This window comes from Nitrospira defluvii (assembly GCF_905220995.1).
Classification (GTDB): domain Bacteria; phylum Nitrospirota; class Nitrospiria; order Nitrospirales; family Nitrospiraceae; genus Nitrospira_A; species Nitrospira_A defluvii_C.
Window position 1 is genome coordinate 1,263,351 of sequence record NZ_CAJNBJ010000001.1, and the last position, 17,538, is coordinate 1,280,888.

The following is a 17,538-nucleotide window of genomic DNA, read 5'->3' on the forward strand; positions in this document are numbered from 1 at the left end:
AGGCGTCGACTAGACATCGTCATTCGCAACCGGTGACATCGACAGAATCAGACCCTAACATGTCACATGGGAGCGGTCAACGTCGCGGGCCAGGCCTCCGGAGCCGTGCGAGTCGCCTCACACCGTGTCGTTCGGCAGCTCGGCTCCATGCATGCGCGTGAACAATTCCCAGTCGAACGGTTTGGGCGACACCGCGTGGAGCGGGATCGTTTCCATCCGGTGGGGATCGTGATACGCCACCATGCAGCCGACGATGCTCTCCGGTTGTTCAACGAGGCGGCGGACCGTTTCGTAGGCCAAGTGCTGCGCGATCATTTTATCTTCCGGTGTCGGAGGCGCACCCCGCAACGTATGTCCAAGAATCGTGGCCTTCGTGGCCGAGGCCAGCGAATAGTGACCGGAGGTTTCTTTGCGCGGCGGCCAGGAGGCAATGGTCTGGGCCACATAATCGACCAGCCCGTGGACCCCGCCTTCCTTGTGGTGACGGTGGGGTGTCCGTTCCGCCACGATAAAGATGTGGCTCTTATTGGGAACACCCAACGTGCGTTTCAGTGTGCCGAGCACCACCTCCTCAATGTACGCGTCAGGGTCAGGATGCTCGTTGACCAGGATGCCCTCCGCCCTGGCCTGGTAAGCGCAGGCCAGCGCCAGGTGGCCGGATCCGGCCCCCATGACCTCGACAAAAAAGATGCTGCCCATGGCGGCGCTGGTGGCTTTGAGCGATTCGATGGATTGATTCGCGAGCGCAACCGCGGAGTGGAAGCCCAGCGAGGTCGTGCCGGCGATATTGTTGTCGATGGTTCCGGGAATGCCCACCACCTGGACGCCGTAGGTTTCGTGGATGGCCCGCGCGCCGCGCAAACTTCCGTCGCCTCCGAGGACGACGAGTGCGGAATCCTCGAGATAGGGCGTGAGGGAACGCATGGCGGCGCGTTGCACCTGTTCGTCCTTGAAGTCCTCGAAGCGGCTGCTGCCGATGGGGCTGCTGGCATGGCTGCTCATGCCCCGCGTATCTTCTTCGGTGACCGCATCGATCCAGTTGTTGGCCAGACCCAGGAATCCATGCCGGACGAAGAACACCTCCAGCCCGAAACGATTCCCGGTGACGCGCAATTCCTTCAAGGCCGCCCCGGCGCCGCCGAAATCTCCCCCGGAGACCAAAGCCAGGAGGCGCTTGATCCGTTTCGGCTTGAGCGTGACGCGCTGGCTGCGCTCCCGTTCCACAGTGACCCAGGCTTCTCGAGCAACCCGGTCGCTTTCGATCAAGCCCACGGCGGTGGAGTAGCCGGAGAGCTTACCGTTCTCCAAGGTCAGCAGCACCACATTGTCCTGGCCTTCCTTGTATTCGCCGAACTCGGAAAAGGCTTCGCGGAAGGGGCGAGGATCGAGGTAGATGCGCAGTGCGCGTAATGTCGAACTATGGGTATACAGACAGAGCACTTCTCCGGGATGGGCCCGGCCCAACCAGTGCAATCCGTCGATCACATCGACGTACAGATCGAAAAATGAATGCCCGCCGGGATAACTGTAGAAGGGGTGCTTAATCAGCCGCTTGGCGGTCTTTGAATCAACGCCGAAGGCTTGGGCCGCTGCGTCGATCTCCGCTTGTTTTTCCATACCCGTGACCCAGCCGAAATCCTGTGACTCCAGGGTCGCCTCGACATGGGGATGCACGGCATCCGTCCGGTCGGGCAGTAATGCTTGGGTGATGCGTCGGCAGAGTTGTTCGGTATTCGGGCTGTGGCTGATGAGGTGCAGGAACGTGCGAGGATCCAGGTAGTTACGGAGCTGCAGATAGCCCAATTGCTGGCCGACGACGCCCACCATGCGGGCCAGGGCTGCCCCAACCGCATCCGCTCTGGGCACGCCGCGCTCATGATCCAACACATTCGCCAGTCGCCGTCCGACGCGATGGGTCTTGCTTTCCACTTCCGAGACCCCATGGCGCATCGTGAGAAACAGCGTGCGGTCGCCGAGGTCGCGGGGTAGCAGCCAGAAGCGGTCGTCGCCCAGGTCGAGGACGATGCGCCCTTCGGCGAGTTGGGGCGTCAGTTGGGTTCGCGGGACGATCGCCACCGGGCGGCGATGGGTGGGTTTTTGTGTGGCGCCGATCGGAGCCCGATACAACGGCGCGAGTTCTCCGCGTGCGAGTAACAGGTTCCAGGCGGCGAAGAACACCACCGGGTCGCCGCCGCAGGCCTCCGTCAGCAATGTCTGTCGAGCGGTGCGATACGCTTCGGCGCTGGGCAGGCCGGCTTGTGCCCGCTGGATGAAGGCCTTGATGCGGTCGAGAGCGGCTCGTGCGCGCTCCGGTCTGTCGGTGGACGGGGGAGGGGACGGCGGCAACAGGTATCGCCCGCTCGAGACGCGTCGAGCGAGGGTTTCACCATACGCCAATAACCCTTCCAGCGTGACGAAATCCAGTTGGTCGCTGGCCTGCTTGTCCGATCCGCTCATATCCGGCCTCGTGGGGTTCGAATTGGTACGATCACCTCATGTGGTTCGGCCCGCTACTGCTCCATTCATCAGGGAGATGTTCTTTTGCGGCATGGGGACGGGTTTGTTAGAATGACCCGACCGGGTCACACGCGCATTGCGTCTCACCGTCTACGTACAAGATGGTGTGTCGGGCCACTCTTGTCAAGACAGAAGCACAGCACCATGCGTAAAGCTAAAATCGTCTGCACCATCGGTCCGGCGAGCGATGGCGCGGCTGTGCTTGATCAGCTGATCCAGAGCGGCATGAACGCGGCGCGCCTGAATTTTTCCCATGGCACCCATGACTCCCATGGGCATGCGATCAAAGTCATTCGCGAGTCGGCCGACCGTCAGGGCGTCGCCGTCGCCATCATCCAAGACCTGCAGGGCCCGCGCATTCGCGTCGGAGAGATCGACGGCGCCTTGGTGTTGGTCGCCGGTGGCCGTGTCCGGTTGCGGACCATGACCTTACGATCCGGCGGGCAGATCGGCGCCCGGACTGCGCTCTCCCCCGGCGCCATGCAAGAAATTCCGGTCACCTACCAGGCGCTGACCAGGGACATTCGGCCGGGGGCCAAAATACTGATCGATGACGGGCTTGTGGAATTGACGGCCGACCGCGTCGTCGATGGCATGGTGGAATGTACGGTGGTGGTGGGTGGTCGCGTGACGTCCCACAAGGGCATGAATTTACCGGGCACCGTGGTCAGCGCCCCGACATTGACGGACAAAGACCGGGACGATCTGCGATTCGGTGTGGCGCAGGGTGTGGACTATATCGCGCTGTCGTTTGTGCGTGGGGCGGAGGATGTCATTGCCGCGAAGCGGTTGATCGCCGAGTGTGGTGGCGATGTACCGGTCATCGCAAAAATCGAACGACAGGAAGCCGTGACGGATTTGGAGGCGATTCTCGCCCATGCCGACGGAGTGATGGTCGCGCGCGGCGATCTCGGCGTGGAACTGGGGCCGGAGGCGGTGCCGGTCTTGCAAAAGCGTATCATCGCGACGGCCAATCGTCATCGGCGCCTGGTCATCACCGCGACGCAAATGCTGGAATCGATGACTCAACATACGCGACCGACGAGGGCGGAGGCGTCGGACGTCGCCAATGCCGTGTTCGACGGAACCGATGCCGTGATGCTCTCGGCGGAAACGGCCGTCGGACAGTATCCGGTTGAGGTGGTGCAGGTCATGGACCGAATCGTCCGGGCGGCGGAAGTCGAAACGGGGCCGGCATTCGTCAGAAGGGCCGCGAAGGAGGAGAGACGGCTGAGTTTCGAAGAGGCTATCTGCCTGTCTGCCTCATCGGCTGCCGCTGCGACCGGCGCGAGTGCGATTGTCGCGTTCAGCGAACGTGGCATGACGGCCCGGCTGGTGTCGAAACAACGTCCGGCTGCCCCGATTATTAGTTTTACCCCCTTTGCGCCGGTTCGCCGGCAAATGGCCTTATACTGGGGAGTCCTCCCACATACGATGGTGCAGATTCCGACCACCGACGAGCGGGTCAACGAAGCAGAGCGTCGGTTGAAGGCGGAAGGTCTCGTGTCGCCTGGGCAGCGCATTGTCATTTTGTCAGGGACCAGAATCGGGCAGCCCGGGGGGACGAATCTCATGAAACTGCATGAGGTAGGATAGGGCATGACGCATGTGCGGCGGCGGATCATCGGATTGATGATGGGCCTGGTTTGGCTGGCGGCTTGGGCCCTGCCCGGTCTCGCGCAAACCAGCTCGGTGACGCATTCGCCGGCGAAGGTCGTCGAAAAATATTTCACACTTGATAATAAAGGCGTGCGGCTCGATGCCGCCTCGTTCGAGTCGGTGGCCGGGTATGTGGATTGGAAAGAAGAGCCGGCCTGGGGCAAGGTCATCGTGATTCATGGCTTCACGGTGCCGGACGATTTTCGGCAGTGGGAGATCGTGAATCGGTTGGAAGTGATCGTGCCGGTGGAGTTTCACGTGTTGGGCGTCATGTATTTGGATACGGCCGGATTCGTGCCGGAGCCCGGCGCCGAGCAGGCCCGTGTTCGGTTGAAGGTTAAGAACGGACGATGGAGAATCGTGGAACCCATCCTGCCGCCGCACGTCGGGCAGAAGCGGATGCTGAACTTTGTGCGGCAGGCCATGTTGGAGGAGAAGGACGGGACGCGGCAGGCGTCTCTGGCCGCCTTGCAGGAAGAGTTACGAAAGGCGAAAGAATGACAAAGAAGGCTGAAGTCGATTTGCTCATCTTCGATCTCGACGGGACCCTCATCGAGTCGAAATGGGATATCGCCGACAGTGTCAACTTGACGCTGCGCGATTTGGGCGTCCCTGAGCGCCCGCAGGAAGAAATTTTCGGATTCGTCGGTGACGGCGTGAAGAAGCTCTTGCGTCTGGCGGTGGGCGAGGGCAAGACCGACTTATATGACGAGGCGCTCCGGATCTTTCGCGGACACTATCTGGATCATTGTCTCGATCGCACGGTGTTTTATCCCGGCATCGACAAGGTCCTGACGCATTTCTCCGCCAAGCCCAAGGCCGTGGCGACGAATAAATCGATCGAATATACCAATGTCATTCTGAACGGGCTTGGGCCGAAACATTTTGCCTACGTAGTTGGCGGCGACAACGGGTTCGGCCTGAAGCCCGAGCCGGGCATGCTGGTGCATGTGATGGAACAACTCGGAGTCGAGAAGGATCGCACGGTACTCATCGGCGACAGCACGAACGATATCAACGGTGGGCACAATGCGGGCATTCGGGTCTGTGCGGTGGGGTATGGCATGGGCAATCGACAAAAGATGGCGGCCTGCCAGCCCGATTGGTTTATTGAACGACCGGAAGAATTGATGGAGCTCTTCATATGATCAGCATCGAACGCGCACGCATGATGGGGGTTCTGATCCTGACCGGCATGTTCGCGGCGGTTGCGCCCGGGTACGCTGAGTCTCCGAGTCTGGCCGACCGGGTGATTGAACACAAGCTCACCAACGGGATGACCGTGCTCATGGTGGAACGGCATCAAGCCCCGATCGTCAGCATCAACATGACCTTCGGCGTCGGTGGCGTCAACGAGCAGGTCGGACTGACCGGCTTGGCGCACCTCTACGAACACATGGCGTTCAAGGGTACCCGGACGGTCGGTACCAAAGACTATGAGCGGGAGCAGGCGGTACTCGACGATCTGACCCTGGTCGGGAATGAATTGGACCGGCGGGAGCGAGAGGAATCGACGCGCGCGGAGACGGAAGGGAAGCCGTATGCCCCCTCCCAGGAGGTGCAACAACTGCAGCGGCGGTTCAAGGAACTGCAGGACAAGGCCGGCGAGTTCGTGGTGGGCAACGAAATGGCCCTGTTGTATCAACGCCACGGCGGAGTCGGATTGAATGCCTCGACCGGCAAAGATATCACACGGTATGTCATCAGCCTGCCTGCGAATCGGCTGCCGCTTTGGGCCGCGCTGGAATCCGACCGCATGGCGCACCCTGTGCTGCGCGAGTTCTACAAGGAGCGGGGAGTGGTCATGGAGGAGCGGCGCCTGCGGACGGACGACAGTCCTAACGGGCTGCTGTACGAAACGTTCACCTCCACCGCGTTCCAGGCGCATCAGTATGGGGTGCCGACGATCGGCTGGGGCTCGGACATCATGGCGCTCACGCCTGCCGCGACGGAGGCGTTCTTCAAGACCTACTACGGGCCGAACAATGCGACGGTCGCTATCGTCGGTGATATCAACCCGAAGGACGTCATTGCCTTGATCGACCAGACGTTCGGCAAGATTCCGGCCGCGCCGCCCATTCCGACTCTCGTGACGGAAGAGCCGCCGCAACGCGGAGAGCGGCGCGTCGAAATCGAGTTCGACGCCGAGCCGGCGCTGGCCATCGGCTACCACAAGCCGACCATCGGGCATCCGGACGATTTCGTGTTCGATGTGATCGATGAAGTGCTGACGGAAGGCGTGACCTCGCGATTGTACGGGACGCTGGTGCGGGACAAGCGGCTGGCCGCCTCCGTGTTGTCGGATACCAACTATCCCGGTGTTCGCGCGCCCAATTTGTTTGTGATCGCCGCGACTCCACTGGCGCCCCATACGACTGCGGAAGTGGAAGCGGCCATCTATGACGAGCTTGATCGACTGAAAACCGAGCCGATTTCGACCAAGGAGTTTGAGCGCGTTCTCAACGGACTTGACGCGGACCTGGTACGGTCACTGCGTTCAAATAGTGGGCTCGCGTCGCAGTTGGCGTTTTATCAAACGGTGGCCGGCACGTGGCGCTATGTGCTGAGCGCGCGCGACCGGATTGCGGCAGTCACTCCCGCCGATGTGCAGCGCGTGGCGTCGCAGTATTTGACGAAATCCAACCGCACGGTGGGCGTGTTGGTGAAAAAGGCGCCGGAGAAGAAGATGGCGGCCGTGGGTGAGGTGTCCCGATGAGGCGCGTCATTCGTGAAGCGTATCTCGTGAAACGTGAACGTTTCGGAGGATGTGGAATGAGAGGATGGACGTCGATGCTGGCGGTGCTGGTAGTGATCGTCTTGCAGGCTACGGTCGGATTGGCGGCGGACCTTGCTGCGGAGAATCCGCGCACCATGCGATTTCCGACGGTGGTGTTCAATCCGCCTGATGCGGAACGCCTGGTGCTCGACAACGGCATGGTCGTCTATCTCCTTGAAGACCACGAGTTGCCGTTGGTCACCATCAATGCCACGCTCAAGACGGGCAGCTGGCTGGATCCGGCGGACAAAGTCGGTCTCGCAGGCATGACCGGCGCCGTCATGCGCACAGGCGGATCGGCGGGAATGTCACCGGACGAGGTCGATGAAGAACTGGAACAGTTGGCGGCGACCATCTCCATCGGATTCGGTAAGGAGTCCGGCTCTGCCTCGCTTGACGTGTTGAAGAAAGATCTGAAACGCGGCTTGCACATTTTTGCCGATCTGCTGCGGCGGCCGGCGTTTGAGCAGGGCCGAGTGGAACTGGCGAAATTACAGGCGCTGGAGGGCATTCGCCGTCGGCAGGACAGCCCGGGCTCCATCGTCGGGCGGGAATTTGCCAAGCTGCTCTATGGCGCGACCCATCCGAGCGCGCGCGAAACCTCCGTGCGGTCGATCGAATCGCTGACCCGCGAAGATCTTATCGCCTTTCATCGGCAGACGGTCCATCCCAACGGCATCATGTTGGGCGTGACCGGCGACTTCGAGAAGGGCGAGATGCTGGCGCTGTTGCGCGAGGCGTTTGGTGACTGGGCGAAGGGGTCGGTATCCGAGGTGAAGATTCCCCCTGTGGCTGAGTCGGAGCTCAAGACCGGGGTCGTGCGGTTCATCAGTAAGGACACGTCGCAAACCCACTTGCGCGTGGGGCACCTAACCGTAAAGGAAACCGACCCGGATTACGTGGCGGTGGCCATCGCCAATGATATTCTGGGCGGTAGTTCGTTCCGCAGCCGGTTGTTCAATGACGTGCGCACCAAGCGAGGACTGGCCTACTCGGTGGGCAGCGGTCTGCGCGCCAGCGTCTACGATGAAGGCGTGTGGTTGATGCGCGCGGAGACCAAGCTGGCTTCCACACAGGAAGTGGTCAATCGTTTCGTGGCGAACATGGAGCGCATGCGCAATGAGCCGGTGACGGACAGCGAGTTAGAAGAGGCCAAGGAGGCCTACGTCAACTCGTTCGTGTTCTCATTCACCAGCGCCTCCAGCATTGTGGGGCGGTTGATGGATCTGGAATATGACGGGTTGCCGAAAGACTGGCTGCAGCAGATTCGGGACAAGGTGGTGAAGCTGACGAAGGAGGATATTCAGCGGGCGGCGAAGGCTCATTTTAATCCGGAACGGTTGCGGATTCTCGCGGTCGGCTCCGGCGAGGCCCTGTCGAAAGTGCTGGCGAGTTTCGGTGAGGTGAAGGAAATTACGCTGGCGCCGGAAAGCTGAGGGGGAGGGCTGCAGATCGAGTGGCTCTTTGCTCGCGCAACGCGCGGCCTCAGAAGGCCCTCGTTGTACGCGCGCAGTGAAAGCCGCCCCGACCTGCCGTGCGCCAGGGCGTTGATGTGAGAAAAGAGATTGATACGATTCCTGCAGTGACGGTCCATGCGGTCATACGCCCAATCGAAATAAGGCTAGATAGAACTCACTATGCCTCTTGAAGACGAACTGAGCGATATCATCAAAAAGGCCCGAACCGGTCAGCAGCGGTCGGTCGCAGATGTGGCGCGCGCGGCCGGAATTTCGGAAGCGGATGTGGCCGGATTGGAACGTGGCCAGGCTCCGCAGAGTCGCGAACAGGTGCAAGCCGTGGCGCGTGCGCTCGGCTTGAGGGCCGATCCGCTGGGGCAGGTGGCCGAGGGCTGGACGCCGCAGGCCATTCCCTCGACGTTCTCGCATATCGAGACGGTGTTGGGCTCCATCGGCGGCTACGAGGTCAAGGGGTACCTCGTCCATGATCGCGGGGAAGCCGTGATTGTGGATACCGCGTACAATGCGGGTGCCATGTTGGAGAGGTTGGCCGCACGAAACCTGCGTCTACGGGCGATTTGTCTCACTCATGGGCATTCCGACCATGCCGAAGGGATTGAGGTGATTCTGCAGACTCATCCTGTGCCGGTCTATCTCGGGTCCGACGATCTCGACTTGCTTGATTGGCGGCCCGCACCGGAGCTGCTGCACGTGCCGAAGCCGGGTGGAACGCTGCAGGTCGGCGGCCTTACGCTGCGGTTCATGCCGACGCCAGGCCACACCCCAGGCGGCATCTGTTATCGGCTTGAGCAGAATGGCTCCCCGATCTGTTTCGTGGGCGATACGCTGTTCGCCGGCTCGATCGGCCGTTCGAATCCCGCCGGTTTGTACCAGACTCATTTGCAGTCGGTCCGCGAGCGTGTTTTAACCCTGGATCCGGACACGGTGCTGTTTCCGGGGCATGGGCCGGCCACGACGGTGAGGGAAGAACTGCTGCACAACCCGTTTTCTGCTGCTCCGTGAGGCCGGAGAGTCTGCATGAATCGTGACGAGTCGGGGCAGCCGCTGATGCCGGACGATCTGACTCCTGTCGAGCCCGATCAGGATGAGGACGAGGAGTGGGAGGAAGACGAGCGACCACACTTCTCTGCCTTCGTGCTCCCCGTAATTCTGTTTGCACTCACCGTATTTACCGTCCTCTGGGCCGGCGCGTATCAAACCAACACGAATCCCCTGGTCGGTCCCTGGGATTTTCTCATGGATGAGCCACGCTCCTTGTGGAGCGGGATCCCCTTCGCCGCAACGCTGCTTGGGATCCTCGTCACGCATGAACTGGGTCACTATGTCTTGTCGCGGTTGCACGGTGTGCCGACCTCCTTGCCCCTGTTCGTGCCGGGGTTGCCGCATTTCGTGGGGACATTCGGGGCGATTATCCGCATGCGCGCTCCGCTGACGGATCGCCGGGCGCTGTTCGACATCGGGGTCGCCGGCCCGATCGCCGGATTCGTGGTCGCGGTGATCGCGCTCATCATCGGACTCCGGCTCTCGACGGTCGTGCCGATTCAAACCAGTTACGGCATGCACCTCGGGGAACCGCTGCTGCTACAATTCGCCTCCTGGGTCGTGATCGGGCCCTTGTCCCCCACCGCCGACGTGATCCTGCATCCGGTCGGCTTTGCCGCCTGGTTCGGCCTCTTCATTACCTCGCTCAACCTGCTGCCGATCGGCCAATTGGACGGCGGGCATGTGGCTTATGCGCTGCTGGGGGAACGTCAACGCAGCGTGGCGGTCGCCCTGATTCCGATTCTGATGGTGTTTGGCTGGTTGGGGTGGAAAGGGTGGTTCTTGTGGGTCGGGCTCGCCGGTCTGATGGGGCTGGCGCATCCCCCCGTGCGGAATCCAGGGCGAGAACTCGGTGGCCTGCGCCTGTTCATCGGATGGATTGCCCTGATCATCTTTGTCGTGACGTTTTCCTGGGAGCCGTTCATTCTCCGCTAACCCATGCATTGCGAAAAATGCGGATGGGAACAGGACGAGGGGCGGGTAGACTGCGCTCGCTGCGGCATCATCTTCGCCAAGATGCATCGTTCCCTACGTCCGGCTGCAGTGCCGCTCCCGCCGATTCACCAATCGACCGGAGCACGGTTGCTCGAGGAGTGGTTGCTCGTCACTGAGGAGTCGGTCAATCCCTTTTACTTTGCCGGGCGTGTACTGGTCTTCTTCTTGCTGACCTGGTGGGGTTGGCGGTTGATCACCACGCCGCTCGAAACTAATTACACAGGGGAATTCTTTCTCCACCTGATCAACCTGCCGTTTCATGAAGCCGGGCATCTGATCTTCATGCCCTTGGGGCGATTCATGACCATCCTCGGCGGCAGTCTTGGCCAGATCCTCATGCCGCTGATTTGTCTGGGCACGTTCCTCATCAAGACGCGCGATCCCTTCGGCGGGTCGGTGGCGCTCTGGTGGACGGCGGAAAACTTCATGGATGTGGCGCCTTATATCAACGACGCCCGTGCGATGGATCTGATGTTGCTCGGTGGATTTACCGGGAAGGAAGTCGATGCCCATGACTGGAACAACCTCCTGACCATGTTGGGCTGGCTGGAGTATGATCATCGCCTGGCGCATGTCTCGTACGGCATCGGGACCGTGCTGATGCTGGTGTCGTGGCTCTGGGGCGCTTGGCTCCTCCGTCGCCAGTATCGGCGTCTCGATTGGTAGCCAGGTCTCGTTTCCTCTCCCGGCCGCTTCCAAGCCCGTTGCAAAGGTCTCGGACATCGGGCACACTGGCGTCGTCATGCCTGCTTGTCGCCACACGATGCTGGTGTCGATCCTGCTGTTGGTCGCCTATTCGCCCGGTACCGCGCCGGCCGACGAGGGAGCGTCTCGGTTTGTGCTGCAGTTCGAGGGCGAAGCGGTACAAGACCAGAAGACCGGCTTGGTCTGGGAGCGCGAGCCGGATTACGTCTTTGATGTGTGGGACCGCTCTGTCGCGCGATGCGCGACGAAAACTGTCGGAGGCCGGCAGGGCTGGCGGGCACCGACCATCGACGAAATCAAGACATTGGTTGATCCCGATCAGCAGGATCCCTCGCTTCCGCAAGGTCATCCCTTCCGCAATATCCGATCCGGCATCTACTGGACCGCCACCGCCCATCCCAAAGACGAGATTGTCGCCTGGCAACAGAGTTTCTTCTCAGGCCAAGCTGTGACCGACCAGAAATCCGGCACGCGCCGGCTCTGGTGTGTGTTGGGGGATGTGCGTAAGTAAGCCATGACGATCTCGCCGGTGGTCCCTTCCTCCCACGCCTAGCCTGATTTGCCGGGATGGTTCTCCGTCCATCCGTAACCCGTATGGATGGCAACTACCAATAGCTCTCGCCGTTACGGCAACGCGCCTCACGTACGCAGACTTCTTCGAGCGTCGGGCAGCGGTGGCGAGCATTGCTGTTTCTTTCCATGGGCAGGACGCCATTCCTACTATAAGCCTACGTGCAATTTTTGCAGAACTACCGCCTGAATGTTACTTGGGTCAGGATTGCGGCGCTGTAGGCGACTCGGCGTATAGGTCCAAACCATCATAGATTCAATAGATTTCCTGGCTTGGACAGTAAGGCATACGAGTTGCTTAGGCCAGCAGCGGAATAGTCGCATCCTTCAAATGAACGGATCGGAATAGGAATGTGAAGTTATGGAACCGACGGATCATCCTTGTGAGCGATGCAGTCGAACCGACGCGCGGCTCATCTCCGACCCATGGAGCAAACTGCTGCTCTGCGAAAATTGCCTCGAGTGCATGAGGTGGCAGCAGACATGGTCTCTTCTGCGCGAGGCTGAGATGCCTGAGGCATCGGCTGGGTCATCCCAGGGCATGAATGAATGGGGGAAGGAAAGCGAAGGAGTCTACTGTGATCTCGAATAATCGACAATCCGCCGTGATCTTGTATTGCGAGCGCTGCGCCAGGCGCTCTGTCCAACTATGCTTCGACGACCTCAGCCGGCAAGAGCTCTGCTCCGAATGCCTGAACCGTTTGACCAAGCGAAGAGGATTTATCACCAGGCCAACGAAGCCAAGACAGTAAGGATCCTCATGGCTCGCTCCTCTCTCCTGCTCGCGGCGGGACTGTCCCTCATCACGCTGTACCGGTGCGGTGCGATCCGGGACGGCGTTCTCCCTGAGAGACTCTCATGCCCGGTCGCTATTTAGAGCTGAAGCCGGTTCGCAGCACCTTCTGGGGGGAAGTTTCCCGGCTGGCGCTGGTGATCGGCCTCGAACAGCGCGTCCTCACTCTCATCGTCTCCTACGCCTTGGCCATCGCTCTTTTCTCCCTGGTCGTTCCCCTGACCGTGCAGGAACTCGTCAGCACATTTGCGTTTTCGATCGAGCCGGTCATGATCGTCACCCTCACGTTGATCATTCTGATCGGACTCCTCTTCATCGGCTTCTTCCGGGTCTTTCAGACGAGCGCGACGGAAATACTCTTTCAACGGCTCTACACCCGTATCGCTCTCGCCATGACGGAGCACTTGCCACGGGTACGGGAAGAAGTGTTCGTGCCCAGCTACGCGAACTACTTTGGAGAAGCGGAATTATTGCCGCGCGCCGTGGTGGTTGTGCTGGTGGACCTGATCAATGTCTTCATCTCAGGTGCTACGGGGATGGTGATTCTCGTGGTCTATCATCCGTATTTCCTTGTGTACAACGCCTTCCTGCTCGGTGGATTTGCTCTGGTGCAATTCACCTCCGGGCAAGGAGGGGTTCGAGCGACGCAGACGGTCTCACAACACCATTACGATCTCATGACCTGGATGCAGGATATCGCGCAGAACCGCCTGCATTTCAAGGCCACCCAGAGCGCTCCGTTACTGCTGAATAAAACCGACCGCTTGTTGGAGTCTTACCTTGCGGCGCGAAGGGTTCGCTCAGGGGTGCTGACCTGGCGCCAGTACATCAGCACGGTGATCTGGGAGGCGATTTGCCATAGCGGCATGATCGGCATGGGCGGATGGCTGCTGTCGATCGGGCAGATCACGCTCGGTCAGTTCGTTGCCGCAGAAGTGATCGTCGGCACGCTCCTTCTGAACCTCGATACGGTGACGCGTCGAATCTATGCCGTGACCTATATCTTGACGTCCTTCGATGAGCTGACGCGGGTGTTCTCTCTTCCAAAAGATGATCTGAGAGAGGAGGCGTCATTCGCACGGTTGCCCGATCCCACCATCCACGGACTGCGTGTGACGTGCAAAGACGTGGGCTTTGCCTATCCCCACTCCCCACCGATCATTGCGGGGTTCAACTTGGAGGTGGCTCCCGGGGAAAAGGTGGCGGTCATTTCTCGCACCAGCACGGGCAAGTCCACCCTTGCCCTCTTGCTGGCCGGTCTCTCTCGCCCGACCACCGGGGTGGTTCGATTCAACGATATGGATCTGCGCGATATGACCATGGACGATATCAATGCCGCCCGCGCACTGGTTCTCGATTCGCATCTCACGTTGTTCGGCGGGACACTGGAGGAAAACGTCTCACTCGGACGCCCGTCCGTCCGGTTTGAAGACCTGCGCTGGGCGCTGAAGTTCGCAGAATTAGATGAGGAAGCCGATAGATTGCCGCAGGGCCTGGAAACCCCGACTCTGGCAGGGGGGAAGCTCTTCACGAAGAGTCAGATTCTTCGCATTCTGCTTGCTCGCGCAATCGTCACGAGGCCGCAATTGCTTGTCTTCGACGGGACGCTCCATAACATGGAGCCGGATTTGAGGCAGATTCTGCTGCGGCGACTCTGTTCAAAAGAGGAAACGTGGTCTGTGATCTTCGTCACGAATGACCCTTCCATCGGAGAATATGTCGATCGCCGCGTCATGCTGGGGTGAGTTCAGCCGCGCGGTGGTTGCCCTCGGCTGCCAGACCGTTCGGCTATACAGCCCCAACCCTGCGTGGTAGCATGAAATCCTGCTCGGATCTTCCTATAGGACGCAGGTATGTTTAGACCTATTCCTGAAGCCGCTCTCCTTCGAAGGGCTCCCTATCGGTTGATCGCGGCGGTGCTGTTGATTTTGGCTTTGGTGGTGTCCGTCATCCTGCTCTTCAGTCTGGAACAGGAGAAACTTCTCCTGCAGGGCGTCACTCAAGGCAAGACGGTTCCGACGGATTTGTTTCCAGCGCTCTGGCAGTCGCGCCGCGACTTGACGCTTGTGGCGCTCCTCGTTTTTCTGGTGAGTGCGATCGGGATCACCGCGGTCATCACGTTTCTGCACCATGACAGCACCCTACGAACTCTCGAAGAAGTGAAGGGGCTGGCGCGCAATATCCTCGAGAGCATTCCAACCGGTGTCCTGACGCTGAACCGCAGCGGCATTATTACGGCCGTCAATCCCTCGGCTGAGGTGGTGTTGAAACGTGCGTCGACCGACTTGCTGGGCCATTCGTACGAATCCGTCTTTACGGAGGGCGATACCATCCGCAGGGCGCTTGATGCAGCGCTGCGGATCCATCGGCACATGTGTCAGAAAGATTTGCCCTATGAAAGCCGCGATCGAACCCTGCACACCATCCGCGTCAGTACGGCCGAGTTGACCGGAGACGATGGACGGCCCGCCGGCGTCATCCTCCAGGCGCAGGACGTCACGGAATGGTTGGCTCTTGAGCGGAGAGTCCGGGTTGCGGAAAAACTGGCGGCTCTGCATACCCTGTCTGCCGGGGTGGCGCACGAGTTGCGCAATCCGTTGAGCGCGATCGATTTGAATTTGCATCTCCTTGAGGAAGAATTCAAAGAGCAGGGGGGGCCGGCGAAACAGGCCGCGTATTACCTCCGCGTGTTGAATGCCGAATGCCGCCGCTTGTCGGTGATTCTCGATAACTTCATGAAGTTCGCGCGACCCGGCTCCATGGGTCTCCATGCGGTGGATTTGCCCGCCTTGATCGAACACATCGTGGCGCTCATGCGGTTCGAAGCGGAGGAGCGTAAGATTCAACTTGAGCAACGGGTGAGCAAGGATATGTCTCCGGTGCTGGGTGATGAGACGCAAATCAGCCAGGTGTTGGTGAACATCGTCGTCAACGCGTTCCATGCCATGCCGAATGGTGGGCGTTGCTGTATCGCTACGGAAGAACGCACGGAGGAAGGGAATCGCTTGGTAGAGATTGTCGTGAGCGACACGGGCATCGGTATTGAGCAGGAAGATCTGCCGCGACTGTTTGAGCCCTTCTATACGACCAAGTCGGGTGGAACAGGGCTCGGCCTCGCGATCGCCTACCGGATTATGCAGGATCATGGCGGGACCATTCATGTGACAAGTGTGCCGGGAAACGGCACCCAGGTGGTCATGCAATTTCCTGTTGCTGTCGATCATCAGCAGAGTGTTGCGGTGGGATCATGACGCAAGGGGCACATATTCTCGTCGTAGACGACGAGGTCAATATTCGTGGCGCGTTAGTGACGCTTCTTGAAAAGAAAGGTCACCGCGTGCGCGGGGCCGGGACAGGAGAAGAAGCGCTGGAACAGCTTGAGGTCGTCCCGGCCGATCTGGTGATGACCGACCTCAAGATGCCCGGGATCGGCGGCATGGAGTTCCTTCGTCGTCTGAAGGAGAAGTGGCCGGAGACGGAACTCGTGGTCATGACGGCGTATGGCTCGATAGATACGGCAGTAGAGGCCATGCGATGCGGCGCATACGATTACCTCACGAAACCCATCGATCGCGAGCGGTTTCCCATCGTGGTCGAGAAAGCGCTGGAGCGCCATGCGCTGGCGACGGAGAACAAGCAGCTCAAGAGCCGCCTGGACACACGCACACGCTTCGATCAGATGGTCGGTGACAGCGAGCCGATGCGGCGTGTTTACAACATGGTTGGGATGGTGGCCGAGAGCGATGTCACAGTGTTACTGACGGGGGAAAGCGGGACCGGAAAGGAACTTGTCGCCCGGGCGATCCATCATAGGAGTGCCCGGGCGAACGGACCATTTATCACGCTGAACTGCGGAGCATTACCAGAGAACCTGTTTGAAAGTGAACTGTTCGGCTACGACAAAGGGGCGTTTACCGGAGCGATGGCCACGAAGCTGGGGCGATTCGAACTCGCCCATGAGGGAACGCTGCTTCTGGATGAAGTCGGCGAGCTCTCTTTAAAATCGCAGGTGGATTTCCTTCGTGTCTTGGAGACGAAGGAATTCAGACGCCTGGGCGGAACCAAGGTGATCAAGGTTGATACCAGGATCATTGCCGCCACGAATCGCAATCTCGAAGCAGCCGTCAAGCAGAGTGACTTTCGCGAAGACCTCTACTATCGATTGAATGTCGTCCCGATCCACCTCCCGCCCCTGCGCGAGCGTGCCGAAGATATCCCGCTGCTCGTGAACCGGTTTCTGATCGCCTTCTCGACCCAGTACCGCCGCGAGCCAAAGGAGGTGTCACGTGACGCCATGCGGTTGCTCCGCCTCTATGCCTGGCCCGGGAATATTCGCCAGCTCCGAAATCTCATGGAGCGGCTGGTGGTCACGGTGAAAGATGCCATGATTCAGCCCGAACACTTGCCGGAGGAAATCCAGGCCAGCAAGGAGGATGCCCGCACGATGCTCGTGACGTTGGGGGCGCCCCTGGAACAGATCGAACGGGATGTCATCCAACGGACATTGGCCGAAGTGACGAATCATCGAGAGAAAGCGGCCAAACTCCTGGGCATCAGCCTCCGTGCGTTGCAGTACAAGATCAAAGAGTACGGCATCCGGGCCTAACGCTCACCACGTTGCGATCTCCCATGCAGTAGCAGGTCTGATGTCTGACTGCAATATTTGCAGACCCCGCCACCGGCGCTGCGGGATCATCTGCAAGTCCTGCAGATGGTGGAGAAAACACGCTTGCGCAATCTATAGGGAGAATCCGCTCCCGCTCGTAAGTATGCTATTTCTTTCATGCTCTCATTGAATGGCCGCAGACCGTGACCGCAGGCATCTTCCCTGCAGTATGTCATGCCATGCGTTGCGACGTGCCTTGAGCAGATGAGCATAGCCGCGCCTGAAAACGCGACTGGGCGAGTCGAGCTCGTGTAATCGTCGCAACCCTGTATCTGGGGATGGGAATCCCCTTGAACTCTTGACGTTCGACATCGCCATTGTGCTCATTCTGTTGGTC

The 17,538-nt window shown here is 59.9% G+C and carries 13 protein-coding genes; 12 read left to right on the forward strand and 1 reads right to left on the reverse strand.

Annotation, left to right across the window (positions count from 1 at the left end):
- Positions 1-117: 117 nt before the first annotated feature.
- On the reverse strand, positions 118-2,457 hold the full coding sequence (locus KJA79_RS06175; RefSeq protein WP_213041108.1) for a 6-phosphofructokinase: 2,340 nt from the start codon (positions 2,455-2,457) through the stop codon (positions 118-120).
- A 204-nt stretch (positions 2,458-2,661) separates the two neighbouring features.
- Between KJA79_RS06175 and pyk the strand changes: the two genes are divergently transcribed.
- The 12 genes from pyk (at position 2,662) to KJA79_RS06235 (ending at position 17,141) form a co-directional block, all read left to right on the forward strand.
- Positions 2,662-4,113: a pyruvate kinase gene (gene pyk / locus KJA79_RS06180; protein WP_213041109.1), complete on the forward strand. Its 1,452-nt coding sequence runs from the start codon at positions 2,662-2,664 to the stop codon at positions 4,111-4,113.
- Between the two features lie 3 nt (positions 4,114-4,116).
- Positions 4,117-4,677 carry a hypothetical protein gene (locus KJA79_RS06185; protein WP_213041110.1) on the forward strand — a complete coding sequence of 187 codons (561 nt, stop codon included), beginning with the start codon at positions 4,117-4,119 and terminating at the stop codon, positions 4,675-4,677.
- Positions 4,674-5,324, forward strand: coding sequence for an HAD family hydrolase (locus KJA79_RS06190; RefSeq protein WP_213041111.1), 651 nt, complete (start codon positions 4,674-4,676; stop codon positions 5,322-5,324). The genes KJA79_RS06185 and KJA79_RS06190 overlap by 4 nt, the downstream gene beginning before the upstream one ends.
- Positions 5,321-6,892, forward strand: a complete 1,572-nt coding sequence (locus KJA79_RS06195) for a M16 family metallopeptidase (RefSeq protein WP_213041112.1) — start codon at positions 5,321-5,323, stop codon at positions 6,890-6,892. The genes KJA79_RS06190 and KJA79_RS06195 overlap by 4 nt, the downstream gene beginning before the upstream one ends.
- A 56-nt stretch (positions 6,893-6,948) precedes the next feature.
- Positions 6,949-8,388, forward strand: a complete 1,440-nt coding sequence (locus KJA79_RS06200) for a M16 family metallopeptidase (protein ID WP_213041113.1) — start codon at positions 6,949-6,951, stop codon at positions 8,386-8,388.
- A 201-nt stretch (positions 8,389-8,589) separates the two neighbouring features.
- Positions 8,590-9,432 carry an MBL fold metallo-hydrolase gene (locus tag KJA79_RS06205; protein ID WP_213041114.1) on the forward strand — a complete coding sequence of 281 codons (843 nt, stop codon included), beginning with the start codon at positions 8,590-8,592 and terminating at the stop codon, positions 9,430-9,432.
- A gap of 15 nt (positions 9,433-9,447) precedes the next feature.
- Positions 9,448-10,407 (forward strand): site-2 protease family protein, encoded by a 960-nt coding sequence (locus tag KJA79_RS06210; protein WP_213041115.1) that lies wholly within the window; start codon positions 9,448-9,450, stop codon positions 10,405-10,407.
- A gap of 81 nt (positions 10,408-10,488) precedes the next feature.
- The gene (locus KJA79_RS06215) at positions 10,489-11,133 is read left to right on the forward strand and encodes a hypothetical protein (protein WP_213041116.1); all 645 of its coding nucleotides are present in this window, start codon (positions 10,489-10,491) and stop codon (positions 11,131-11,133) included.
- A 76-nt stretch (positions 11,134-11,209) separates the two neighbouring features.
- Complete coding sequence (locus KJA79_RS06220; protein ID WP_213041117.1) at positions 11,210-11,683, forward strand: Lcl C-terminal domain-containing protein; 474 nt, start codon at positions 11,210-11,212, stop codon at positions 11,681-11,683.
- A gap of 917 nt (positions 11,684-12,600) precedes the next feature.
- Positions 12,601-14,280, forward strand: a complete 1,680-nt coding sequence (locus KJA79_RS06225) for an ATP-binding cassette domain-containing protein (RefSeq protein ID WP_213041118.1) — start codon at positions 12,601-12,603, stop codon at positions 14,278-14,280.
- Positions 14,281-14,388: 108 nt separating this feature from the next.
- On the forward strand, positions 14,389-15,786 hold the full coding sequence (locus KJA79_RS06230; RefSeq protein ID WP_213041119.1) for a two-component system sensor histidine kinase NtrB: 1,398 nt from the start codon (positions 14,389-14,391) through the stop codon (positions 15,784-15,786).
- On the forward strand, positions 15,783-17,141 hold the full coding sequence (locus KJA79_RS06235) for a sigma-54-dependent transcriptional regulator (RefSeq protein WP_213041120.1): 1,359 nt from the start codon (positions 15,783-15,785) through the stop codon (positions 17,139-17,141). The genes KJA79_RS06230 and KJA79_RS06235 overlap by 4 nt, the downstream gene beginning before the upstream one ends.
- The last annotated feature ends 397 nt before the right edge of the window (positions 17,142-17,538 follow it).